The following is a 23,301-nucleotide window of genomic DNA, read 5'->3' on the forward strand; positions in this document are numbered from 1 at the left end:
ATGATAAATGTATTGTTTTTCGGTCCAGATATTAACGATGAATCTCTGTGTGGTGGACAAGTTACTCACGTAAAGAATATTGTTAATTTATTTGGTGAACATGAGAAAGTATCCGTGTCAAGCTTGGCTAGTTCGGGTGGTAATCATGATAATGAATATTTTTATAAGAAAGTTTTTCGATTGATTAGAGTCGCAGTATGGCTGTTTGTAAACTGTAAGGAGTATGATGTTTTTCATATTAACTCTACATTCGATAACCGTAGCCTTGTTAGAGATGGAATTTTTATTTCCATTTTGATTCTAAAGGGAAAGAAATACTTCGTGCAGTTTCATGGTGGAGAACCAGAACGTGCTTCTATATTAAAGTTTAGATTGTTTAATTCTCTTATGAAGAAGTTGCTCTCGGAATCTAGCAAGCTTTTAGTATTGACAGACAACCAAATGAATTCTGTCAAGAGATATATTGGCTGTGAGTCAGAACTGGTATCGAATTTTCTGGATTACGAGCCAGAAGTTGAAGATAAAAATATTAATACTGTCCCTACATTTTTATTTCTAGCAAGAGTGGATAAGAAGAAGGGTATCTACGAACTGCTCGATGCTGTTCACAGTTTATCAGATATAAATATTAAACTTTTAATCGCTGGGTCTGGTCCGGATTTAAACGATGTTAGATCAAGGGTTCTTAAACTAGGTTTAGATGAGCGCGTCGAGTTTACCGGTTTCGTGCAAGGCGATGATAAGACAGCGGTATATAGATCAGCAGATTTCTTTATCCTTCCTTCGTACGAAGAAGCTTTCCCATACTCTGTTTTGGAAGCTCAGTCTTTTGGGTTGCCTGTAGTAGCAACAAAAGTTGGTTCTCTGGAAAAAATAATTTCAGATGGCAGCAATGGTTTTCTAATTGAACCTCAGGACTCTCACAGTATCTCGAAAGTAATGAGAGCACTTGTTTCTGAAAGCCATCTTTATCCCGAGCTTTCCAGATCATCATTTACAAATTCATTGCGATATTCAAGAGGTGCAATGGAGAAAACATTTATTTCACTGTGGAAGTTATCATGAAGGTGCTTTTAAACGCATTTCAGTTCGACTTGAATGGTGTTTCGGAAGGTTATTTGGCCGCTAAGTGGCACCAATCACTTTCGGAGTATTGTGATGTCGATGTTGTTTCATCAGACAAAAACGAGGGTTCAATTACTTATCAACCTTCTAGGAGGTTTAATCTTAAAAGAGGTGTTTTACAGAGAATAAATCAGGCGGTTAAGCTTGATTACTTTTACTACAACTATAAAAGCTCTGTAGAGCTAAGAAACATTGTGCGCAACTACGATGTTCTTCATCATGTCTCACCAGTCGCACCTCGTTATCCAGTTTCGCTCAGTAAGTATGCCAACAACTTTGTATTGGGTCCTATTGCTGGAGGGCTAAGAGTTCCCATGGCTTTTAGAAATGAAGTAGAAGGTAGCGAAGAGCTGTTCCTCAAAATGAGAAGTATAGACGCATTGAGGCTAAAACATGACAAATCTTTGGTAAATACTTACGAAAGGGCTTCTAAAATCTTGGTCGCTGGTAGCTATTTAGAAAACATTTTACCAGAACGATTTCATCATAAGTTTCAGCCTTTTCTAGACGTTGGCGTAGACATTAATACTTTTCAGTTTGTAAAAAGGTCTCGTGGGGATAGTAAGCTTCGACTTATTTATGTTGGTAGAGTCGTTCCTTATAAAGGTCTAATTTACTTGCTTAAAGCGATATCTAAGCTGGATAAAAATGTTAAGAAAGATATCGAATTGGTTGTAGCTGGAGATAGAGGGGAAACTCAGTACGAGAAAGACTGCTATCGCTTTGTCGCTGCCAATAATTTAACAGAATCGGTAATATTTAAAGGCTTTGTTTCCAAGAATGAAGTGAATAAACTTTACGAGAGCTCTCATGTGTTTTGTTTCCCTAGTTTGGCTGAAGCCGGAGGGACTGTGGTTGTCGAGGCTCTATCTAAAGGCTTACCTATAATAGCTGCAAATGTAGGTGGCCCAGCCGAGAGCGTTAACAATAGTTGTGGTCGTTTAGTTGATGTCAGTAATCCTGAATCTTTGGTCGAAGATTTAGCTGATACCATACAAAGGTTTTATTTGGATTCTAATCTCATTGAAACGTTGAGTATAGGTGCAAGAAAACGCGCTGAGTCAATGTATGACTGGAATGTGAGAGCAAAAAGGATGGCTAGAATATATGAGTCCTGTATCTAAGGTTACGGAACAGATTTACCTTAAATCGAAAGCAGAAAACTTTGCAGGAGAAGATCCATTTGATGGGTTAAATAGTAAAGTTTTTGATTTTTTCCCTTTTTTAAAAAACGGGCTGTTTGGTCTCGCGTGGACTCAGTTTTTTAAGCGTTCTCGCTTAAATTTTCGACCATTCTTTGGAGTTCCTAAAAAACGCAACCCTAAAGGGATCGCGTTATTTATATTGGGCCTAATACAAGAGTTCAAATTGAAGGGAACCAATCATTCTATTGAAGAAGCGGTCGCTCTCGCAGATTGGCTCATTGACAATCAGTGCGAAAAGAAAATGTGGAACCACAGTTGTTGGGGGTATCACTTTGACTGGAAGGCACGAGCTTTTTTTGTGCCAAAAGGTAAGCCTAATGTGATCTCTACTATATACGTTGCGCAAGCTTTATATCAGTTGTCTGGGCTGTTAGAAGGGCTGGATTTTGAAAAAGCAGAAAAGTACAAGGAGGCTGCGTTCAATTCAGCCGACTTTATCGTGGAAACTTTGTATACAAAGGATGAGAAAAACGAGTTTTTTGCATACATTCCCGGTGAGAAAGCTTTTGTACATAATGCTAGTTTATGGGCTGCGGCTTGGGTCTCTGTTGTTGCAGCAGAAAAGAACAACAAGAAATATGCTGAGCTAGCAATTAAGGTTGCTAGACAATCAGTTGACGCGCAGAACAACGACGGTTCTTGGGTTTATGGTACAAGAAGTCATCATCAGTTTATCGATGGGTTTCATACTGGCTATAACTTAGAAGCTTTGAACTTAATTCGAGAAAGTTTAGGAATTAGCGAGTTTGATTCTTCAATTTCTTCAGGTTACGAATTCTACAAACAGAACCTGTTCGAAGCGGATGGCACAGCAAAGTATTACCATAATAATAAATACCCATTGGACCCGCACTCCGTTTCACAAGCGATAATAACGATAAGCAAATTAGGCGAGAGTCTTACCGACAAAGAGTTGTTGGAGAATGTGATCAATAAAGCGATATCAGAGCTCTATCTAGAAGTTAAAGGCCAGTTTGTTTACCAAAAAACGAAATCACACACTAACTCGATTAATTACATGCGCTGGACTCAAGCCTGGATGTATTACTCGTTAAGTTTGTATTCATTAAATAGGGAAAATGATGAATAGAATTAAATTTCTTGATTCACCAATGGATATCGCATCTATGGGTGAAACCGTGGATTATATCAAAAATCGTATTTTAGACGGAAAGTTTACCCAGCATGTCGTCGTTAATGTTGCTAAGTTAGTCAATATGAAGAAAGACCCTGAACTGGCGCAGTCAGTTACAGAGTGTGACATTATCAATATTGATGGAATGGGTGTTGTGTGGGGAGCTCGCTTTGTCGGTCATGACGTTTCTGAACGTGTGGCTGGCGTAGATTTGTTTATGGAACTAAACAAAATGGCTGAGCAAGAAGCATTACCTGTGTTTTACCTAGGAGCGACCGAAGAAGTGGTGGCTGAAACCGCGGCAAAGATGCAAAGCTTGCACCCTGACCTAAACATTGTTGGGGCTCATCATGGATATTTTTGGGATGATGAACAGTCGGTGGTGGATAAAATCCGTGAATCAGGTGCCAAGATGCTATTTGTCGCGATTACTTCACCAAAGAAAGAGAATTTTATTAATCGCTGGAAATCTCAATTAGGTGTGAATTTTGTCATGGGAGTAGGAGGCACTTTTGATGTGGTGGCGGGGAAGGTGGAACGTGCTCCAGTTTGGATGCAGAACTCCGGTTTAGAGTGGTTTTACCGAGTCGTACAGGAACCCGGCCGCATGTGGAAGCGTTATGCGACAACAAATACCAGTTACGCATGGCTGTTACTACAAGAAAAGACAAAGAAACGTGATGCATTTAAGTCTTCTTAACAAAGTTACTTCAAGCACCTTATTGATGCTCATTGCTGTAAGCTCAGTTTTTGTTATTTCCTTTGCATTTAAAAATGCGATGGGCAACTTATATTTTGTTTCCTTAGAACAATTGGTCGCTAAGCATCAAGATAACATTACACAGGACGCGGTAAATGCTCTTCAGGATCAAGTTTCCGGTGTCGAAAAATGGTCTATAGATAATCCTCAATATTTACTTTATCTGGCTCAAACTGAACGTTGGATGGGAAATTATGATGGCTATCACGTGAACCAAAATTTGATTGAGCAACGATTACATCGAGCTAACGCGATACGCCCGACATCGGCTCACCAGTTTGCTCAGCTTGCCAGGGAGTCTTGGCTAGAAGGGGATGGAAATGGTGCTGTTAGAAGTAATTTGTCTAAAGCTCAACAGCTTGCACCATTCGATACACGTATTGCACTCTACAGTCTTGACTACTATTTATCCTACTGGCCAGAGCTGTCACTCGATGAAAAGATCCAGGCGACTCGGTATTTGTTGAATTCACAAAATTATCAAATTACCTATGAGTGGAAGTACCTATTTCGTGATCAAGAAAAGAAGACGAGAGCGTGTAGTCTTTTAAATTTTAATAATGTCAATAATCGTTATTGTAAATAAGAAAGGCTTGCTTACGAGATAAGGTGTTAATTGTATCTAAATTGAGACAGAATAAAAATAATTATCATGCAAACGGTTTATTTGTTAGCATTTCATTGGTCTGGATTATTTATCTGGACTGCTTCCCCTTAAACTCAAAACTATATAAGGATGTTTATGAAGTTAAAGGCATTAGCGTTAAGTGCTGCTCTGGGCTTATCTGTTGTAACTAGCCCGGTCACTTTAGCGCAAGAAATTAGTGCTTCGCAATTAGCAGAAGTTATTGCGAGTTCTAATCTCTCAGCGGAAGAGCTCGTTGCTCAACTGATTGCTCAGTATCCAGAAATGGTCGCGAGTGTTGTTGAAGCGGTTGTCAAAGCGAACCCAGAAGCGGCTGCTGATGTAGTGAGCGCTGCAATTAAAGCGGCTCCAGCGTCTGCGGATGTGGTAGTGAGCTCTGCGATGGCGGCTGCACCAAGTGCAACTGCTGAGGTTGTACAAGTTGCTCAGGCTGCAAACATTTCTAATGAAATTATTACAGCGGCAGCAATTCAGGCGGGTGCGGACCCGACTCAAATAGCGCAAGCAACGGCGGCAGGTATTCCTTCAATTCCTGATGTACCTGCTCCGCAGCCAAGGGCTGTTTCTGGCAGCTAACTGTCTGACGTAACCACACTAAGATATAAGCCCTTAACTGGGCTTTTTTCATGGAAGTATTATGGCTCGTTTGGAAAAATTGAGTTTTTATTTGTTGCTGGGCCTGATCATTTGGTTACCTATACCACTTGCATCCAATCGAGTTTGGGCATGGTCGATCGCTGAAGCTTGGATAGCCATTCAATCATTATTGCTTATCGCTAGCTACGTTATAACAAAGACACCTTTCCCTTTCGCTAGGGTGTGGCGGTTTTCGTGGCTATTGATCCCATTGGGCGTATTCCAAATCTGGGTAGGATTCCAGCTCATCCCATTAAGTATCCCCACGTTAGAGCAGATTTCACCAAGTGCAGCTGAACTCTATTTGCAGGTTGGAAGTAGTACTGGGGCGATTTCACTAGATACACATGCGACCAAAACGGCTTGGGTTAAAGGCTTGAGTTACACATTATTTGCATTTAATGCGGCGGTATTAATTTATACAACGCACCGCCTAAGGCAAGTGCTGTATGTCATCGTATTCAGCGGCGCGTTTCAAGCCTTCTACGGCGCCATGGCTGTGCTGTTAAATTGGGAGCATTCACTGGTGTTTGGCTTTAAGGAGTCTGGGGTTGCGACGGGTTCTTTTGTTTATAAGAATCATCTAGCCAATTACCTGATGTTGTGTCTAGCGCTGGGAATTGGTCTGATCGTTTCCCAACTTCATGTCAGTGCATCGGGCAATTGGTCTGAGAGGCTAAAAAGGTGGAGCGATGGGTTAATATCAAGAAAGATGTTTGTTCGCTTGGCGCTGGTGATAATGGTTATTGCACTTGTTATGACCCGTTCTAGGATGGGCAATACGGCTTTCTTTCTGGCAACAACAGTTGGCGCTTTTGCCGCGCTGTTATTCTATCGTCAAAAACCACGTGCTTTGATGATGTTGATCGTGAGTTTGATTATCGTTGATACCGCCGTTGTCGGTAGTGTGTTCGGTTTAGACAAAGTAAAAGAGCGACTGGAGCAAACATCTGCGCTACAAGAAACGCGAGATGAGGTCGTTCAATGGTCGTTACCAATTGTACGAGATTATGCGGTAACAGGCACCGGAGCAGGCACGTTCTATACCGTGTTTCCTATGTATAGCCAGTACAATATTGGATTCTATGACCATGCTCATAATGATTATCTTCAGTTTGTGGTCGAGGTTGGAATCCCAGCCACTTTACTACTGGGCTTTTGCTGGCTGTGGGCGATGTTCATTGCAGTGAAATCGATGCGACAAAGAAACAGCAAAACGCTTAAGGGAACCGCCTTAGGTGGGCTTATCGGGTTAATAGGTATGCTCATCCACATCTCAGTGGACTTTAATCTTCAAGCGCCTGCAAACTCAATCACCTTCATTCTAGTTCTTGTGTTAGTCGGATGTTCAGCAAGTATCAAAGTTGTCAACCGACCAAAGGAGGCTGCAGTTGTTTAACAATATTTTGGTCGTATGCATGGGGAATATCTGCCGCTCGCCAGTTGCAGAAGCCATGCTTTCAAATTTGTTACCTACTAGAAGTGTTAACTCAGCGGGTATTGTTGTAGAAAAGAGCAAGCTAAGTGGCTCAAAGGCTGCGATATATTCAATAGAGGTTGCCGCAGAGCACGACATCGACATTACTGAGCATCGAGCGCGTCAATTAACCCAAGAGATGTGCGTTGATGCCGATCTTATACTGGTGATGGATCAGGATCAGATAGAGCGAGTCGCAAGCATAAGCCCAACATCGCGAAGCAAAACGTTGTTGCTGGGTCAGTGGAGCGGGGAAGGTGAAATTGATGACCCTTACCAGAAAGAAAAACGTGCTTTCCAGCTTGCATATCAGAGTATTCACAAAGCGACAGAAGCTTGGGCAAGGCGTTTGAGTTGATCGTTCATTAAACCTGATAAAGCCACTTATCTGATAATCTGTTGTGGGCAAGTGAAGAAGTCACAGCGCCTGAGATGAAGACTCGATAGCGGTGCAATTTCCACAGTACCAAGGGACGACTATCCAATCAGACAGTGATAGCCTGGTTAAATGGCAGGATGGATTCTTTGTCATTGATAGCAGTAAATTGGCCGGTAGAAGTTACCATTTCGTTGTCTCTCACTGATCAATAACGTAAAAAACAATAAGCCGGCAACTGCCGGCTTAATTTTTGTTTTGAAACCTAGCCAATCACAAGCCGCCTTGTTGCTGGGCCCGCTTTACTAAAGCCTGACGTTGAGCTTCCTTATTTGTTACCACTTTATTGTCCTTTGAAGTGCTATGCTCTTTGGCATTTGGAACAAAAACAAAGTACTTGTTAATAGTCATCTTAAGAACCTCAATTCAATGTGTTTAACCGTCCCGGTTAGGTTAGTCACCAATTTCCGTCGCCATCGCGTCCGGTTCCTTGTTAGGTTTCAAAAAATAAAGGATGCTAACTAGGTTAGCATCCTCCATATGCAACTTAATTATAGTAGGAGTAGGTAGGATTAATAAATACCGTACTCCTCCTTTAATCGATTTCTTACACGTCGTAAGTCGTAGACGCTGTGTCGCCGCCGGTACCTGTCCAGTTTGTGTGGAAGAACTCACCACGAGGACGATCAGTACGCTCATAAGTGTGCGCACCGAAGTAGTCACGCTGAGCTTGAAGCAGGTTAGCTGGTAGACGAGCAGTTGTGTAACCGTCTAGGAAAGACAGCGCAGAAATCGTACATGGCATTGGGATGCCAGACTCTAGCGATTTCGCTGCCACTTTACGCCATGCCGCTAGGCTGCTTTGCAGGATGTTTTTGAAGTACTCGTCAGAACCTAGGAATGCGATGTCTGGGTTTGCTTCGTATGCATCACGGATGTTACCTAGGAATGCGCTGCGGATGATACAACCACCACGCCACATTAGTGCTACGTTACCGTAGTTTAGATCCCAACCGTTCTCGTTAGATGCTTCGCGCATTAGCATGAAGCCTTGAGCGTAAGAGATGATCTTAGACGCTAGTAGAGCTTGACGTAGTGCATCAACCCACTCTTGCTTGTCGCCTTCAACTGGAGTGATTGTCTTACCGAATAGAGATTCCGCTTCAACACGTTGATCTTTAAGCGCAGACAGACAACGAGAGAATACAGACTCTGAGATAAGCGTTAGAGGAATACCTAGGTCTAGTGCGTTGATACCCGTCCATTTACCCGTACCTTTTTGACCGGCAGTGTCTAGGATCTTCTCTACTAGAGGCTCACCGTCTTCATCTTTGTAGCCAAGAATGTCAGCAGTGATTTCAACAAGGTAGCTGTCTAGCTCAGTTTTGTTCCAGTCAGCGAATACGGCTTGCATCTCGTCTGCAGACATGCCAAGACCGTCTTTCATGAACTGGTAAGCTTCAGTGATCAGCTGCATGTCGCCGTATTCGATGCCGTTGTGGACCATCTTAACGAAGTGACCAGCACCATCGTTACCAACCCAGTCACAACATGGCTCACCAGCGTCAGTTTTTGCAGAAATACCTTGGAAGATTGGCTTAACCGCTTCCCAAGCCTCAGCTGCGCCACCTGGCATGATTGAAGGACCAAAACGTGCACCTTCTTCACCACCAGAAACACCAGTACCGATGAAGTGGATGCCTTTTTCGCGGCAGTGTGCAACGCGACGGTTGGTATCAGGGTAGTTAGTGTTACCACCATCAATAATGATGTCACCTTCGTCTAGAAGAGGGATTAGGTTGTCGATAAATGTATCAACAACTGCGCCCGCACGTACCATTAGCATGACTTTGCGTGGTGCTTCTAGCTTTTCAACGAGTTCTTCTAGAGAGTATGCGCCAACGATGTTTGTACCTTTCGCTGGACCTTCTAGAAACTCGTCTACTTTCGCAGCAGTACGGTTGTGAGCAACAACTTTAAAGCCGTTGTCGTTCATGTTTAGGATAAGGTTTTGACCCATAACTGCTAGGCCAATTACACCGATATCACCTTTCATTGTTTCTCTCCAATTTTCCTATTTGGACGCTCGCATTACGCGATTTTTGCTGCTGCGTCTGAATCTAAGTACCACTCCGTTTCACCAGCTTTAGACTGGATTTTCGCTGCCGGGTAAGGCAACTCACTTGCTGGAGTGGTATGAATTTCATTTACGATGTCAACTTTTCCGGCACCAAGCACTAGGTAGCTGATTCGTTTGGCGGCTTCTAACACTTTCGCGGTTTTAGAAACGCGGATTTGGCCTGACTCAGGGTGAGAGGCCAACACGGATAGGTTCTCATCTTGATAGTTCGTTTGACCCGGGAATAGCGATGCAGTATGCCCATCAGCGCCAACCCCTAACAGAATCCAATCAAATACAGGCGTACCGTTTTCAGAAGGGATTACGTCAGCCATTTCTTTGGCAAAACGTTCTGCTTCAACTTTAGGCTCGTCTTCACCACGAATACGGTGGATGTTCTCGGCGGGTAGGTTTACTTTTGTAAACAGCAGTGCGTTTGCTTCGCCGTAGTTGCTTTCAGCATCGTCAGGCGCAACGCAACGCTCATCACCCCACCAGAAGTGTAGGTTATTCCACTGAATGCCTTCAGCGTATGGTGCTTGTGCTAAAAGTTTGAAAAGCATCTTCGGTGTGCTACCACCAGATAGCGAGATATGCACCGGGCGGCCAAGTTCGCTGAATGCTTTCATGTCATTCGCTAGGCTTTCGACGACTTGCTCAGCCGTTTGAAAAATCTTGTGGTTGATCATAGTTCGCAGTAATCCGTGTCAGTTAAGTTTTTACAAGGGAAACGCCAAGCGCGGTTATCACGTTGCAACAGGTCGTCTGCTTCTTTCGGGCCCCAAGTACCACAAGCGTAGCCAAACAGAGCTTGAGGGTCTTGTTTGAAGTCTAGAATCGGTTGAACATACTTCCAACACGCTTCAACCGCGTCGCTGCGAGCAAACAGAGTTGCATCACCGTTAAGCGCGTCAAGTAATAGGCGCTCGTAAGCAGTAAGCATCTGAGTCTCTTGCAGATCGGCATAGTGGAAGTTCATTTTCACTTCTTTAGCTTTGAAGCCAGCGCCCGGCTCTTTAAGGCCGAAGCTCATCTGGATGCCTTCGTCTGGCTGAATACGAATGATCAGCTTGTTCTCAGGGGCATTTTGACCAAATACTGGGTGCGGTGTTTGTTTGAAGTGGATAACTACTTCTGTAACGCGAGTTGGCAGGCGTTTACCAGTACGCACATAAAATGGCACGCCGTTCCAGCGCCAGTTATTGATGTGCGCTTTCAAACCAATGTAGGTTTCAGTGCGAGAGTCGTCCGCAACGCCATTCTCTTCTCGGTAGCCAAGAAGGTGCTGGCCGCGCACGTCTGACGCTGTGTATTGGCCTAGAACCAAATCGTTGCGCAGATCGTCTTCTTCAAGCGGCTTAAGGCACTGAAGTACTTTCACTACTTCGTCACGCATAGAGTCAGCATTGATTTGTGCTGGTGGTTCCATGCCCACCATGGCAAGAACCTGAAGTAGGTGGTTTTGGAACATGTCGCGCACCGCGCCAGAGCCATCGTAGTAACCGCCTCGTTCTTCCACACCCAAGAATTCTGCACCCGTGATTTCAACATAATCGATGAAGTTACGGTTCCAAAGAGGCTCAAACATCGCGTTAGAGAAACGGAACACCAATAGGTTCTGTACCGTTTCTTTACCCAGATAGTGGTCGATGCGATAAATTTGGTGCTCTTGGAAGTGCTCGTGAATCTCTTTATCTAGTTTTTGCGCAGACTCAAGATCGTAGCCAAACGGCTTTTCAATGATCAATCGTTTCCAACCATCGTCTTCGCTGTTTAATCCATGCGCCGCTAGGCTAGCTGGGATAACACTGTAGAGACTAGGGGGAGTCGCAAGATAAAAGAGGGTATTGCGTTGCTCAAAACCGTATTGGTCCGACATTTGGTCAAGACGGGTAACCAGTTTAGCGTAATCTGCAGTATCAGAAGTGTTGATTGCTTGGTAGTGGAGGTGGTTAATGAAGGCATCGAGCGTATGTGGCTCAGTCTTTTCCATCTCCTGAAGCGAATTCTTTAGTTTTTCACGGTAAGACTCATCGCTGTATTCAGTACGACTTACACCCAAAATGGCGAAGTTTTCCGGAAGCTGCTTACTCGCATAAAGGTGGTATAACGCAGGGATCAACTTACGATAAGTTAAATCACCTGAAGCACCAAAAATAACGATGCTGCTGTTTTCTGGTATTACCATCATCTTTTCCCTTAAAAACGAGGTAGTTATTCTGTGCCCTGTTGGGCCGCTTACTTGCAACCAAAGCTAACAGTGACACTTCAAATTTTATAATCGGTCCTGCCTATTAGTTTGATAGGTAAAACCAAGCTTGCGCGAGCAGGAAGCAGGTTGAGCAACTGAGTGCGCATACTTGCTGAGTCAAAACTCATTTCGGCAGCGTATTGTCTATGAGTATTTGATATACATCAACCTTTGAGAAGGCAATCGATTAAATAATGACTTATTTTTCGCTATCTCATTGATATATAGGGAAAGTGCGCGTGTTGCGAATTTGTTGAAAAATAGAGCTGATATTCTAAATCGACGGGTCGATAAGGAAGTTTAAAACTTGGTCTTGAGATATTCACGGACTTTGTGAATGTGTGCCTGTCGGTCGAATGGGGTGATTTGTTCTTCGCTCAAAAACAGTGCCGCGTATTCTTGGTCAAGCTGTTTGTCTAGAAAGAGTAAGTACAGATAAGGGTCTATATGACCGGTCGTTGCCATGTCTGTCATGATGGTGATCGATTCGGTGAGAGACTTGGCTTTCTTGTATGGTCTGTCACTAGAGGTCAATGCTTCAAACACGTCTGCAATGGCCATGACGCGCGCCGGAATCGAAAGTTGCTCTTCAGTCAACCCCTTAGGATACCCTTGACCATCGACTCTTTCATGGTGACCACAGGCAATTTCTGGTACTTGTTTTAAATGGTCAGGGTAGGGTAGACGGTTGAGCATGGTAATGGTTTGGATAATATGATCGTTAATGATGAAGCGCTCTTCAGCGTTTAACGTGCCACGCTTAATCGACAAGTTGTAAAGCTCGCCTCGATTGTATTTGAGCTCACCGGGTTGCAGGATGAATTTCTCTTGCCAAACATCTTGTGGATTGACGCCTTCTGGCCAAGCAATTTGGTGCACTGCTTTGTCTGCTAACAATGACTCCATGACCGGAAGTGAAACGGGCGCGTCGCCGCGTTGTTTTTCTATCCAAGACACACCCAATTGATCGTCCAAAGTTCGCTTCCATTGGTATTGGGCGATTTTTTCGAGTCTTTCGACTGCCTCATCACTCATTTCTTCGCTGCCGAGGTTACACTCCGCGACAAAAGCAAAATCGTCATCGAGCTTGGCGCAGCGCTGTTCAAGTTGTTTTTTCAATTCGTCTGGGTTGCCTTCGTTGCGGCTTAACTTTTGCCAGTATTCCACTTCTGCTTGGGATTTTAACAATTCGAAGCGCATTCGTACTTCATGGATACGATCATAAATCGTTTCTAGCTTGGTCGCTTTGTCGATCACGTACTCTGGCGTGGTCACTTTGCCACAATCATGCAGCCAAGAGGCGAGATATAAGGACTCCCAATCCGCTTCTTGCATGGTAAACAGAGCAAAGTGGTCAATATCCTTGTGAGCGGCCTCTGTTAACATTTCAGATAACTTGGGGACTCGTTGGCAATGGCTGCCAGTATAAGGGGACTTGGTGTCGATTGCCGATGCTATTAACTCCACAAATGCGTTGAGCATTTCTTTTTGTTGGCGGACCTTGTCGATGTTCTCTTTTGCGATTTCAGCAAAGCTCAACAGCTCTTTGAGGAACGCATGTTTGTCGCTTTGTTCAGGCGTAATAGCGCGCTCATAACCGAGCAAAAGTATGCCCACCAACTCATGTCGGCGGTTGAGTAGCGGGAATAGGTAAAAGTCGGAGTTGTAAAGGATCTCGCGGTATTTGGCGACGCCATTGTCATTGCGATTAAAGTGTAATACGTCGCCTTTAGATAGGTCTTTTTGTATCCATGCTGTGGATTCAAGGAACTGATTGATATCGATCTTAAAAGGGATAATGGCATGGTTAGCGGCAACGTCGTAGTCGCTGTCGAGTGAATCACGGGTATAAAGGACAATCGTCTCTGCTTTAGTGACTAAGTAGCTTTGGTGGGTAATGGTTCTAGCGAGTACAGAAAAATCCTGATTACTGGCGGTGTCTCTCAATAGTCGTAATAGGTCATGCAACGTGTGCTCCATCAACTCGATAGAGGTGGTCAAGTTTGCCACTTCCTTGATTAAACTTTTGGAATAACGGGTCTTCTTAAAATCAAAACGGGCAATGCTATCGGTTTGCTGCATTAACTGTTGCAATGGCTGAGCCAATCGTTGGGCGACAAACCACACAACGACAAAACTCATCACTAGTAGGGATAAAGCTACTTTTACCTGCTTATCTCGAAGTGAGAGAAGATTTTGCAGCAAGTCTTGTTGAGGCGTGGCCTCCGCTAACAGAATGCGAGTGTGTTTGTTGAGGCTAACTGGCGTCAGGGTAATTGACCAATCTATGCCATCAAAATGGGCTTTTTCATAGAGAATCTGACTGGAGCTTCTGTCTAGAATGACATCAAAAATCCCCAGCTCTAATGCCTGTCTGGTTTCGTCCTGTTGAGCATTCAGCGTTACGCCGCCTTGATGATGGGCGAGAACCCGAAATTGGTTATCAAACAACACCAATTTGCTGTTTTCAGAATAGCCAAGCTGGCCGATCTGCTCTGACAAAGAATCGAGCGTAAAATCAGCCCCAATGACGGAGTTACCATCGGCAGAACGGCGAGAAAAAGTCACGCCATTGGTTTTAAGAAAGTAAAAAAAATATGGTTCTGTTAAGCGAATCTCTCCGTCAAGGTCTGCGTTGATAAACCAAGGCCTCACCCTAGGATCAAATTCATTATTGCCTTCGTTGCGAGTCGCCAACAGCCGAAAGCTGCCATCGAGAAAGTAAAAGTCGTTGCTACCATCGACTCGGGTTTGGTTGATCATCAAGCTGGCTTTGTCAGGCGCAGAGAACTGGTTTCGGTCGTTGTTCGAGCGCATGGCTCTAAACAGGGTTAAATCCCCATTTTGGTTGGCGTAGTAAAGAGCCACTAGCCCTGGGTTGCGCTCAAAAATCAGACTCACGGATGAGAGAAGGCGTTTTGCTTTCTGTGGCGGGGTGTTGTCCTCGACAACCTGACTGACCGCAAGAAAGTCGAGCGTGGTTAGCACAGGACCGGTTTTTAGCTGGAAAGTTGATTCAAGTTGGCGACTGTTCTCTTCACTGAGCTCCTTTGCGCTACCCGCAAGCAATTCTTGAGCATGACGATAACTGATGGCGATAAGTATAGAGCCAACCAATGTCGTCAATATCAAAAACAAGCTCGTAATATGAATGCTCAGCGAGTAGCGGCGTTTTCTCATACGTCACCTTTTATTAATAACTTATTAAGTATTAGCCAAAACTATTGATCTTGCCTGCGTGGTTTTTCATTAACGGCGTTTCTCATACCAAGACAAGAAAACCAGCGCAAAGGCTGGTAACATAATCTGCCAATACTCTTAAGCCAGAAATCCTATGAAGTTACTGATTGACACGCACACTCATACCTATGCCAGTGGACATGCTTACAGCACCTTGATTGAAAATGCGCGCGCGGCAAAGCAAAACGGACTGGCATTGTTCTGTACCACAGATCATGCTGAATCAATGCCCGGCGCTCCTCATTACTGGTTTTTCACTAATCAACGCATTCTGCCGCGTTTTATCGAGGGTGTTGGGGTTATTCGAGGTGTGGAATCAAACATTCTCAATGAAGAAGGAGAGGTAGACATCCATCCTACGACCGACCGGCATTTAGATTGGGCGATTGCGAGTTTTCATGAAGCCGTGTTTCGTCCAGCAAGCAAAGAATCGCATACTCAGGCGCTGTTAAATGTCATAAAAAGTGGGCGGGTTGATGCTCTAGGCCATTTGGGTAACCCAAATTATGATTTTGATTTTAAAGCCGTTCTCCAGTGTGCTAAGCAGCATAATGTTGCGATAGAAATAAACAACACAACGTTGAAAGGTAATAGCCGAGTGGGCAGTGTCGAACGCTGCTATGAAATCGCTCAATTGGGCAAAGAGATAGGGGTGTTCTTTACCACGGGAAGCGATGCGCACTTTAGTGACGATATGGGTAATCTAGGCTTGGTGTCTGATCTTCTTGATAAAGTCCAAGTCCCTGCTGAGCAAGTTATTACTCATAGTCCACGTCAGTTTCTCGATTTCTTGGCTCTTCGTGGTCGCGGGGCGATCGAAGAGTTCAGTCATTTATAAGTGGAAACAAATTTAGGACTTGGTTGTACGGTATTTTTCAGTACACTTTGGCCACCACAAACATGAAAGAAGAATAACAATGAGAAAGTTCCTACCAGTGCTGGCGATTCTGTTTTCTGCAACAACCTTTGCAGCAGATTTTGATTTAAAAGCAACCATGAAGCAGATGAAGGTCGAGTTTAAACAAGCGGCTGAAGCCACAGAAGTCGCAGGAATGCAGTCTGCTATCGACAATCTGTCGGAATTAGTCGAGCAATCTAAGCGAGGTGATTACCCTCCAGAGAAGTTTGATATTTACTTCGAAGGGTTTACCAAGCTATCTAAAGCATTGGATATGGTCGACGCTAAGCTAGAGCAAGGGGACCTTGAAGGCGCTAAATCTGAGCTAAGAAATGTCGACGCATTGCGTGAAGAGTACCACGACAAGCGTAATCCAAGTATTTGGAGCAAGCTGTTTGGCTAGTTAAGTGACAAATTGACCTTGTCCCAAGACAAAGAGAAACCCGCTGACTGGCGGGTTTTTTATTGCTTCCTCATAAAGCTGTGAAGCAACAATCAGTTATTCGATCGGCTTTTGAGTTGCGCATCAGAATCCGCTACGCTGTGGCAAATTTGTTAAGTCATCGTTATGCGTAGATTAATTCCATATTATCGTTCAATGCTTGTTGCGAGTGCCCTAAGTTGGGTGCTGGTGACTTTAATGCCTGTTATCAATGCTCATGGTAACAGTATGGGCGTGTGGGCGACACTATGTACGCTTAACGGATTTGAATTGGTACAGGTCGAAGAGGGTGATAATTCTGTCACCCATAAGGGCAAACCTTGTCCTTTCAGCCATTTTTCGACCTTTCATCATGACGCGATTCCAACGACACCTAGGCTTTCAAGAAAGAGTGTGGTGGCTTCAGAACGTTACACTTATTTGGCTCTAAGTGGGCGCTATGAAACACCCATCCCTCGTGCACCACCTTTTACCCTTTTCGCATAACTATAACAAACACAAGTAAAGTCAAACTAAGCTGTCCGTCGGGCAGCAATCACTGCAAGCCTCAAAACGCGCCGCATTTTATGCAATGTGGGGTGTTTGTGTGTTTGGCAGTTGAATCATGCAAAAGGAAAATACACATGTTGAGAAACTCGACAAAGCCTCAACCTAGGGAAGTCTCGCGTTCAAAGTCTCTTTATTTCATGACGTGGCGATGGCACTTTTATGCAGGATTATTCGTCATCCCTTTTATGCTCATGCTATCCATCACTGGTCTTGTCATGTTGTTCGACGATGAGATTGAGTTGGCCCGCTATGAAACCATTCTAAACGTTTCTCCCCAACCTCAAACACTGCCTATCTCGGATCAACTAAGCGCGGTGAAACACGCCTTTCCTGAATATCAGGTTACCCAATACGCGCCAGCAAAAACTGCTGAAATAGCCAACCGCTTTTCAATCAGAAATGATCAAGGCGAAGCGTTAGTGATTGCCGTTAATCCTTATACGGCTGAGGTGCAAGGAGCTATTGATCGGAGCGACAGTGTTTATGAACTGATGAATTCGATTCATGGTACTTTGTTGATAGGTGAACTTGGCGATCGTTTGATCGAAATCGCAGCAAGCTTGAGTATTTTGCTGCTGGTAAGTGGGCTCTATTTATGGTGGCCGAAAGACGGCGCCAGTCGTGCTGGTTTTTTAAAGTTGCGTCTGACGCAAGGAAAGCGCGTATTTATGCGCGATCTCCATGCCAACTTGGGAGGTATTCTTTCACTCGTCTTGTTGTTCTTTTTAATCTCAGGACTGGCTTGGGCCGGAATTTGGGGCGCTAAAATGATTCAAGGCTGGAATACCTTTCCGACTTATTACACTTGGGGGGAGAAACCCGAATCCACCATGCTGCATAAGGATCTCAACCATGGTGCTTCTGAAGAGGTACCGTGGAATCTTGAACTGGCTCCAGTGCCTCAGTCACAAGATGCTCCCGCTCATGATCATGCCAACATGCAAGAGGCCTCTTTTACAGTGAGTCATAACGCTATATCAATTGATGAAATAGCGTCTAAAGCGCAGGCGTTAGGTTTTACCCACTACAAGATTTTCTTGCCTCGCTCAGAAACGGGTGTGTATACCGTGGCTGCGAACTCAATGGCGGGCGATGTGATTGACCCAAGAGAGGATCGAACTTCTCATTTCGATCAATATTCGGGGCGATTACTGGTTGAGGTAACGTGGCAAGACTATAGCGTGTTTGCCAAGTTTATGGCTGCAGGGGTTTCTTTACACCAGGGTGATTTAAGCTCCCTAAACAAAGTGCTGAATGTTGTGTTTTGTTTGGCGTTTGTCACTATCTGCATTACGGGTGTCGTCATGTGGTGGGTTCGTCGGCCTAGTCGCGGCGCGGCGCTTGGTGCTCCACCTCGATTTGAACATTCGGGCGTGTGGAAAACAGGACTCATGACTCTATTGTTGATTTGTATCGCGTTTCCCTTGGCAGGGTTGGCTATCGCATTGGCTTTAGGGATGGACTGGTTGGTTTTCAATCGAGTAGAGAAACTCAAGGCAGCGGTTAACTAGGTTTAATCGGGCGATGAGCCAGCCACCTTTGGCTCATCGCTTTATTAGTGTTCATCTTTTGCAATCAAATGTTCGTTGACGAAGTCGATAAATACCCTCAATCGAGCTGGCATGTATTTGGTTTGCGGATACTGCATGGCGATGGCGCCATGATAGTTACTTTTAATCATCCAGTCTGGAAGTACTTCCACCACGTCACCTCGCTCTAATGACTCTTTGACGACGAAATCATGGAAAATACCAATTCCTAGATCCGCCATTACCCCATTTAAACGCATTTGTGAGTGGTTAATCGCATAACGGCCTGAGACGGCAATGGAATAAAACGCCTCGTCTTTGAAAAATGACCAAATATTGTCTTTATCATTTTCCGCCAGATAGATGCAGTCGTGTGTGTCGAGGTCAGTAGGGTGCTGCGGCATGCCTCGCTGTGAGATATAAGCGGGCGACGCACAAAGAACTAGGTTGGTCTTACTGATTTCTTTTAGCACCAGATTTTCATCGGGTTTGTCGGTTAGCTTAAAAGCGACGTCGATGCCTTGGCGAAACAAGTCTATCTCACCGTCGGCGGCGCGAAGTTTTAGCTGAATATTTGGGTAGCGTTGCAAAAAGGGCAGCACGAAGGGTTGAAGAACTGAATTGAGAAAAGCTTCTGGAGCGGCAACCGTAAGCGCTCCCGTCGGTTCAGTATGATCTTCGGTCGAGAGTTCAACAGCTTGCTGAGCGGCATTCACCATCGCAATGCTCTGGTCGTAAACTTTTTGGCCAGCTTGAGTAATGATCAGCTTGCGCGTGGTTCGTTCGAACAGTTTGACCGAAAGCGCCTGCTCTAGGCGTGTGATTAATTTGCTTAATGCGGAAGGTGTTACGCCCAATTGCTTGGCCGCAGCGGTAAAGCTGCCTTCGTTAACCACTAAGATAAAAGAGGCGAGATCGGGTAACAAAGCAATGAGTTTTGGGTTGACCATAAGGATTCAGCACGACAAGACAGTTGCCATTATTGTCAGCCACCGACCAGCTTGGTGCAAGCAATAAAACCATCGCGTATAAACTCGACAAAAAGTTGTGAGAGTTTTATGAGATTTCGATGAAGGTGTTGCTAGATTTGGCCGTCATTCTTAATAGCAAGAACACAAACGTATGAGATGTCACGTTTAAACCACTCAAGTTATTGCTCAGTGTCAGCGCAACTTGGGTAACGATCTTTCAGTTAAGGATGGAATCAAAATGAAAAAGCAAACCCAACTTGGACTCTTAATTACTTCAGTCGCGTTAGCAATGGGCTCAGCGTCAGTAAATGCAGCCGAACTCGACATTACGATCACTAACGCAACCAAGGGCATTTATTTCACACCACTGATAGTTGCAGGGCATGGATCGGATTTGGTTATGTTTCGTACCGGCCAAGCAGCTTCCGCTGAACTAGAGTCGATGGCGGAAGGCGGTGACATCTCAGGGTTGTCGACAGTGATTGGTAATGCGGGTGGCGTTGTGGTTGAAAACCCGGCTGCGGGTATTTTAAATCCGGGTGTTGCGACGACATTCAGTATCGATACTGGAAGCCATCAATACCTGTCGCTCAGTGCCATGTTGTTACCAACGAATGATGGCTTTGTTGGGCTCGATAGCTGGAAAATCCCTTCCGAACCGGGTACCTACAAAACGACCTTAAGAGGGTACGACGCGGGTACAGAAGCAAACGATGAGTTGGCTGGAAGTATGCCAAACCCTCCTTTCATTGTGTTTGGTGCTGGTGGTACTGGAGTCGAAGCGGCTGTGACGAATGACAAAGTGCATGTGCACCCCGGTAATCTGGGTGACAGTGATGCTGCGGGTGGGCTAAGCGACCTTGATAGTAGCAGTCACCGCTGGCTTAACCCTGTCGCCACTATCACCATCGTTGTGAAGTAAGGGGGATGTATGAAATATAGATTGTTATTAGTCGCGGCATCAGTCGGGTTACTTGCAGGTTGTCCAAGCAGTGACGATGACGACAAAACTAAGTCGTATCGTTATACGGTTAATGTCGCCAATCAAACGGCCAATCAGCCCATGTCGCCTCTGGCAGTGTTAGTGCACAACAGTGATTATCAACTGTTTGAAGTGGGACAAAGCGCCTCGGTTGAACTCGAATATTTGGCTGAGGGGGGCAGTAATGCTGAGTTAATCGCCCTTGCAGGCAGTAATGATGACATCGACCAAGGGATATCGGGCAATGGTTTGTTGCTGCCGGGCAATTCGGATGAGGTGACGATTACGCTTGACCCAAGTGATTACGGGTATCTCTCTGTCGCATCTATGTTGGTTAACACCAATGATGCCTTTATCGGTGAGACCGGGCTGTCATTAAAAACTCTCTCGGTGGGTGAGTCGTTTGAGATGAATATGAACGTTTGGGATTCGGGCACTGAGCTTAACGATGAGCTTGCTGCCACCATACCTGGACCAGCTGGTGGTGGTGAAGGCTTTAACGCCACGCGTAACGATAGCAATGATGCAGTTTCATTTCATGCTGGAGTGATCAGTCAAGATGATGGGTTGGTAACGTCTGCGCTATCTGCCAACCACAGATTCTTAAACCCTGGAGCTAAAGTGACAATTACGCGTATTGAGTAATCCAAGCTACCCCCTTTGCTGTTTCAAAGTCCGTTGATTGATTAACGGACTTTTTCTGCATAGCTTGTCTCGGTGATGAAAGAAAATGTGTGCTGGTCAGGTCATGTGCAGGGTGAATTGACTTCTAGGCAAGGAACTGGCCATGAGAGAGCAGGCAGTGAACTTAGTTGCAAGCATATTGTTGGTTGAAGATGACGATGATCTTGCGGATTTAGTACAAATGCACCTTAAGTTTCAAGGGCACCAGGTAGCAAGAGTGACCTCAATAGCCGATGCTAAAGCGTTACACAAAGATCAGAATCTCGACTTAGTGGTGCTCGATCGCGGTCTACCGGATGGAGATGGTCTCGATTTTTGCCACTATCTACGCCAGCAACAAGAGTGGTTACCCGTTCTGATGCTGACCGCTCGTGACAGTGAAATGGATAAAGTCGATGGATTAGAGGCAGGTGTGGATGACTACATTACGAAGCCGTTCAGTGTGTTGGAGTTTCAAGCTAGGGTTCGAAATATACTGCGCCGTTTTAATCATAAAGCCGAAAGCGTAGTTGAACCGGAGCATGTGAACGCAAATATGCGGTTTGGCTCGTTGATCATCGCGCCCGATTTACATCAGGTCTGTTTAAACAATAAAGAGGTATCACTGACCGCGACAGAGTTTTCTCTTCTGCAGTTTTTGGCTACAAGGCCGGGCAGGGTATACAGCAAAGACGAGCTGCTTGATCACGTGTGGCATACCAACCATAGCGGATATCACCATACAGTGTGTAGCACTGTTAACCGTTTGCGTAGCAAGTTATGTCTCAGCGACTCCGATCATCATTTTATTCAGACTGTTTGGGGCGTGGGCTATAAATTCCAGCCACAGCCGTAACCGTAATTTTTAAGGAGCGAAATCATGAGCTTTAAATCGAGATTGGTGCTCTTTACGAGTTTGTGGTTTTGTCTCGCGGCGTTTGCCATTGCCCTGACATACAACTGGCAGAAAGAGACGATTGAGCTGAGAACCAAACAGAGCCTGCATAAAGAACTTGCCAACCACATGCGTGACGATAATCCGCTTATGATTGGCACGGATTATAATCCCAAAGCACTCAAATCGATCTTCCATACCCTAATGTTGATTGGCCCAGATTTTGAAATCTATTTTTTGGATAGTCAGGGCAACATCACGACGCATGCAGCGCCAGAAGGTGCTGAAATGATGGGGTCTGTCGATCTCACGCCAATTACACAGTTTTTGAACGATCAGCCGTTTCCCATTCTCGGTGAAGACCCGCGCAACCCTAACGAGCATAAAGTGTTCTCGGTTGCGGCAATTGAAGAGCTGGGCTCTACCGTAGGCTATTTATACGTCGTAATTGGCAGCACTCGCCACTCTGCCATCGCCAATGCGCAAGTTGATACGCCATACTTGGCTTTAGCAGGCTTAGTATTGGTCTCTATCATCGGTTTTGCATTTGGTGCTTATGTGTTGGTTCGGCGAAGTTTGTTGAACCCAATAGAGCGAGTGACCAACCAACTTCAGCAGCAAGCCGAGCATGATTTTCGCTTACGACCAGATTTCACTCAGCAGGTGCCAGAACTGGTGCCCATCGCTCATTCATACCAGATGATGGCTAAACATATTCAACAGCAGTTTTTGCAGCTCGAGTACCAATCGTCTCATCGTCGTCAGAGTTTGCTTCAACTAAGCCACGATTTGAAAACACCTTTGTCGAGCGTGTTGGGTTATTTAGAAACCTGGCGTATGCAAAACCCAGAAAAAGACCCATTGATAGAAGTGGCGTTTCGTAACTGTGGCAAGCTGTCTGACCAACTGCATACATTGCTGGGAGCAGCGCGCAAAGAAGCACCTGCGCCAAGTTATGAATATCACCCTGTCGCTCTTGCTCCTTTGCTAGAAGAATGCGCTGAGACGATGCATGGTCAGTTTGCTCGTAAACAGGTCGTGCTGACTATTGAGGCTGACAAAGAGTTAAAGACGATCGGTGATAGAGATCTGCTCGAACGCTTGGTGCTTAATTTGCTCGAGAATGCACTGCGTCACAGCCCGGTGGGTGCAGAGGTTGAATGCCAAGCTCACTATAGTGCCGACAAATCGACGATCCAGTTTACGTTTGTCAATCATATAGAGACCAGTGCACCGAGCGGATCACTGGGTATTGGAACGAAAATAGTCCAATCGATATTAATGCTCCACCATAGTCACCTAGAGACAACGGCTACGGCAACCTCTTACCAACAACGCTTTTTATTGAAAGCTTTGTCGGTCTAGTTTTATTTGTTCCTCAAATTCACTAATGCTTTTCCAT

21 protein-coding genes are annotated in these 23,301 nt (G+C 45.0%); 16 read left to right on the forward strand and 5 right to left on the reverse strand.

What is annotated here, in order from left to right; all coding sequences use genetic code 11:
• The 8 genes from RH45_RS17570 to RH45_RS17605 all read left to right on the forward strand — a co-directional run bounded on the left by RH45_RS17570 (nt 1) and on the right by RH45_RS17605 (nt 7,342).
• Complete coding sequence (locus RH45_RS17570) at nt 1–1,065, forward strand: glycosyltransferase family 4 protein (protein WP_039958881.1); 1,065 nt, start codon at nt 1–3, stop codon at nt 1,063–1,065.
• A complete protein-coding gene (locus RH45_RS17575; protein ID WP_008079712.1) occupies nt 1,062–2,249 on the forward strand; it encodes a glycosyltransferase family 4 protein in 1,188 nt (395 codons plus the stop codon). The genes RH45_RS17570 and RH45_RS17575 overlap by 4 nt, the downstream gene beginning before the upstream one ends.
• Nucleotides 2,233–3,420 (forward strand): hypothetical protein, encoded by a 1,188-nt coding sequence (locus RH45_RS17580; protein ID WP_008079713.1) that lies wholly within the window; start codon nt 2,233–2,235, stop codon nt 3,418–3,420. The genes RH45_RS17575 and RH45_RS17580 overlap by 17 nt, the downstream gene beginning before the upstream one ends.
• Nucleotides 3,413–4,165: a WecB/TagA/CpsF family glycosyltransferase gene (locus tag RH45_RS17585; RefSeq protein ID WP_008079715.1), complete on the forward strand. Its 753-nt coding sequence runs from the start codon at nt 3,413–3,415 to the stop codon at nt 4,163–4,165. Before RH45_RS17580 ends, RH45_RS17585 begins: the two co-directional genes overlap by 8 nt.
• The gene (locus RH45_RS17590; protein WP_008079716.1) at nt 4,146–4,811 is read left to right on the forward strand and encodes a hypothetical protein; all 666 of its coding nucleotides are present in this window, start codon (nt 4,146–4,148) and stop codon (nt 4,809–4,811) included. Before RH45_RS17585 ends, RH45_RS17590 begins: the two co-directional genes overlap by 20 nt.
• A 156-nt stretch (nt 4,812–4,967) precedes the next feature.
• Nucleotides 4,968–5,447 (forward strand): hypothetical protein, encoded by a 480-nt coding sequence (locus tag RH45_RS22720; RefSeq protein WP_008079718.1) that lies wholly within the window; start codon nt 4,968–4,970, stop codon nt 5,445–5,447.
• 61 nt (nt 5,448–5,508) lie between these two features.
• A complete protein-coding gene (locus RH45_RS17600) occupies nt 5,509–6,906 on the forward strand; it encodes an O-antigen ligase family protein (protein WP_008079719.1) in 1,398 nt (465 codons plus the stop codon).
• Entirely contained in the window at nt 6,899–7,342 is a 444-nt protein-coding gene (locus tag RH45_RS17605) for a low molecular weight protein-tyrosine-phosphatase (protein WP_008079721.1), read from the forward strand. Before RH45_RS17600 ends, RH45_RS17605 begins: the two co-directional genes overlap by 8 nt.
• 625 nt (nt 7,343–7,967) lie before the next feature.
• Here the strand turns inward: RH45_RS17605 and gnd are convergent.
• The 4 genes from gnd to RH45_RS17625 all read right to left on the reverse strand — a co-directional run bounded on the left by gnd (nt 7,968) and on the right by RH45_RS17625 (nt 14,910).
• On the reverse strand, nt 7,968–9,416 hold the full coding sequence (gnd, locus tag RH45_RS17610) for a decarboxylating NADP(+)-dependent phosphogluconate dehydrogenase (RefSeq protein ID WP_008079725.1): 1,449 nt from the start codon (nt 9,414–9,416) through the stop codon (nt 7,968–7,970).
• 35 nt (nt 9,417–9,451) lie between these two features.
• Entirely contained in the window at nt 9,452–10,168 is a 717-nt protein-coding gene (gene pgl / locus RH45_RS17615; protein WP_008079727.1) for a 6-phosphogluconolactonase, read from the reverse strand.
• The gene (gene zwf, locus RH45_RS17620; RefSeq protein WP_008079729.1) at nt 10,165–11,667 is read right to left on the reverse strand and encodes a glucose-6-phosphate dehydrogenase; all 1,503 of its coding nucleotides are present in this window, start codon (nt 11,665–11,667) and stop codon (nt 10,165–10,167) included. The genes pgl and zwf overlap by 4 nt, the downstream gene beginning before the upstream one ends.
• Nucleotides 11,668–12,030: 363 nt before the next feature.
• Complete coding sequence (locus tag RH45_RS17625) at nt 12,031–14,910, reverse strand: HD domain-containing phosphohydrolase (RefSeq protein WP_008079731.1); 2,880 nt, start codon at nt 14,908–14,910, stop codon at nt 12,031–12,033.
• Nucleotides 14,911–15,064: 154 nt separating this feature from the next.
• Here RH45_RS17625 and RH45_RS17630 point away from each other — a divergent pair, with 154 nt between their 5' ends.
• The 4 genes from RH45_RS17630 to RH45_RS17640 all read left to right on the forward strand — a co-directional run bounded on the left by RH45_RS17630 (nt 15,065) and on the right by RH45_RS17640 (nt 18,370).
• Complete coding sequence (locus tag RH45_RS17630) at nt 15,065–15,808, forward strand: phosphatase (RefSeq protein WP_008079733.1); 744 nt, start codon at nt 15,065–15,067, stop codon at nt 15,806–15,808.
• 79 nt (nt 15,809–15,887) lie between these two features.
• On the forward strand, nt 15,888–16,271 hold the full coding sequence (locus RH45_RS17635) for a cytochrome b562 (protein ID WP_008079735.1): 384 nt from the start codon (nt 15,888–15,890) through the stop codon (nt 16,269–16,271).
• Nucleotides 16,272–16,436: 165 nt separating this feature from the next.
• The gene (locus tag RH45_RS23020) at nt 16,437–16,796 is read left to right on the forward strand and encodes a hypothetical protein (RefSeq protein WP_071986194.1); all 360 of its coding nucleotides are present in this window, start codon (nt 16,437–16,439) and stop codon (nt 16,794–16,796) included.
• Between the two features lie 137 nt (nt 16,797–16,933).
• Nucleotides 16,934–18,370 (forward strand): PepSY-associated TM helix domain-containing protein, encoded by a 1,437-nt coding sequence (locus RH45_RS17640; protein ID WP_008079747.1) that lies wholly within the window; start codon nt 16,934–16,936, stop codon nt 18,368–18,370.
• A gap of 44 nt (nt 18,371–18,414) precedes the next feature.
• Here RH45_RS17640 and RH45_RS17645 read toward each other — a convergent pair whose 3' ends face one another.
• Nucleotides 18,415–19,338, reverse strand: a complete 924-nt coding sequence (locus RH45_RS17645) for a LysR family transcriptional regulator (RefSeq protein ID WP_008079748.1) — start codon at nt 19,336–19,338, stop codon at nt 18,415–18,417.
• A 259-nt stretch (nt 19,339–19,597) separates the two neighbouring features.
• On the opposite strand from RH45_RS17645, the gene RH45_RS17650 reads away from it, so the two are divergent.
• The 4 genes from RH45_RS17650 (at nt 19,598) to RH45_RS17665 (ending at nt 23,264) form a co-directional block, all read left to right on the forward strand.
• A complete protein-coding gene (locus tag RH45_RS17650; protein ID WP_008079749.1) occupies nt 19,598–20,281 on the forward strand; it encodes a spondin domain-containing protein in 684 nt (227 codons plus the stop codon).
• Nucleotides 20,282–20,290: 9 nt separating this feature from the next.
• The gene (locus RH45_RS17655; protein ID WP_008079750.1) at nt 20,291–20,986 is read left to right on the forward strand and encodes a spondin domain-containing protein; all 696 of its coding nucleotides are present in this window, start codon (nt 20,291–20,293) and stop codon (nt 20,984–20,986) included.
• A 142-nt stretch (nt 20,987–21,128) separates the two neighbouring features.
• Nucleotides 21,129–21,860, forward strand: coding sequence for a response regulator transcription factor (locus RH45_RS17660; RefSeq protein WP_008079751.1), 732 nt, complete (start codon nt 21,129–21,131; stop codon nt 21,858–21,860).
• A 24-nt stretch (nt 21,861–21,884) separates the two neighbouring features.
• The gene (locus RH45_RS17665; RefSeq protein ID WP_008079760.1) at nt 21,885–23,264 is read left to right on the forward strand and encodes a sensor histidine kinase; all 1,380 of its coding nucleotides are present in this window, start codon (nt 21,885–21,887) and stop codon (nt 23,262–23,264) included.
• The last annotated feature ends 37 nt before the right edge of the window (nt 23,265–23,301 follow it).

Source organism: Vibrio sinaloensis DSM 21326 (assembly GCF_000189275.1).
Classification (GTDB): domain Bacteria; phylum Pseudomonadota; class Gammaproteobacteria; order Enterobacterales; family Vibrionaceae; genus Vibrio; species Vibrio sinaloensis.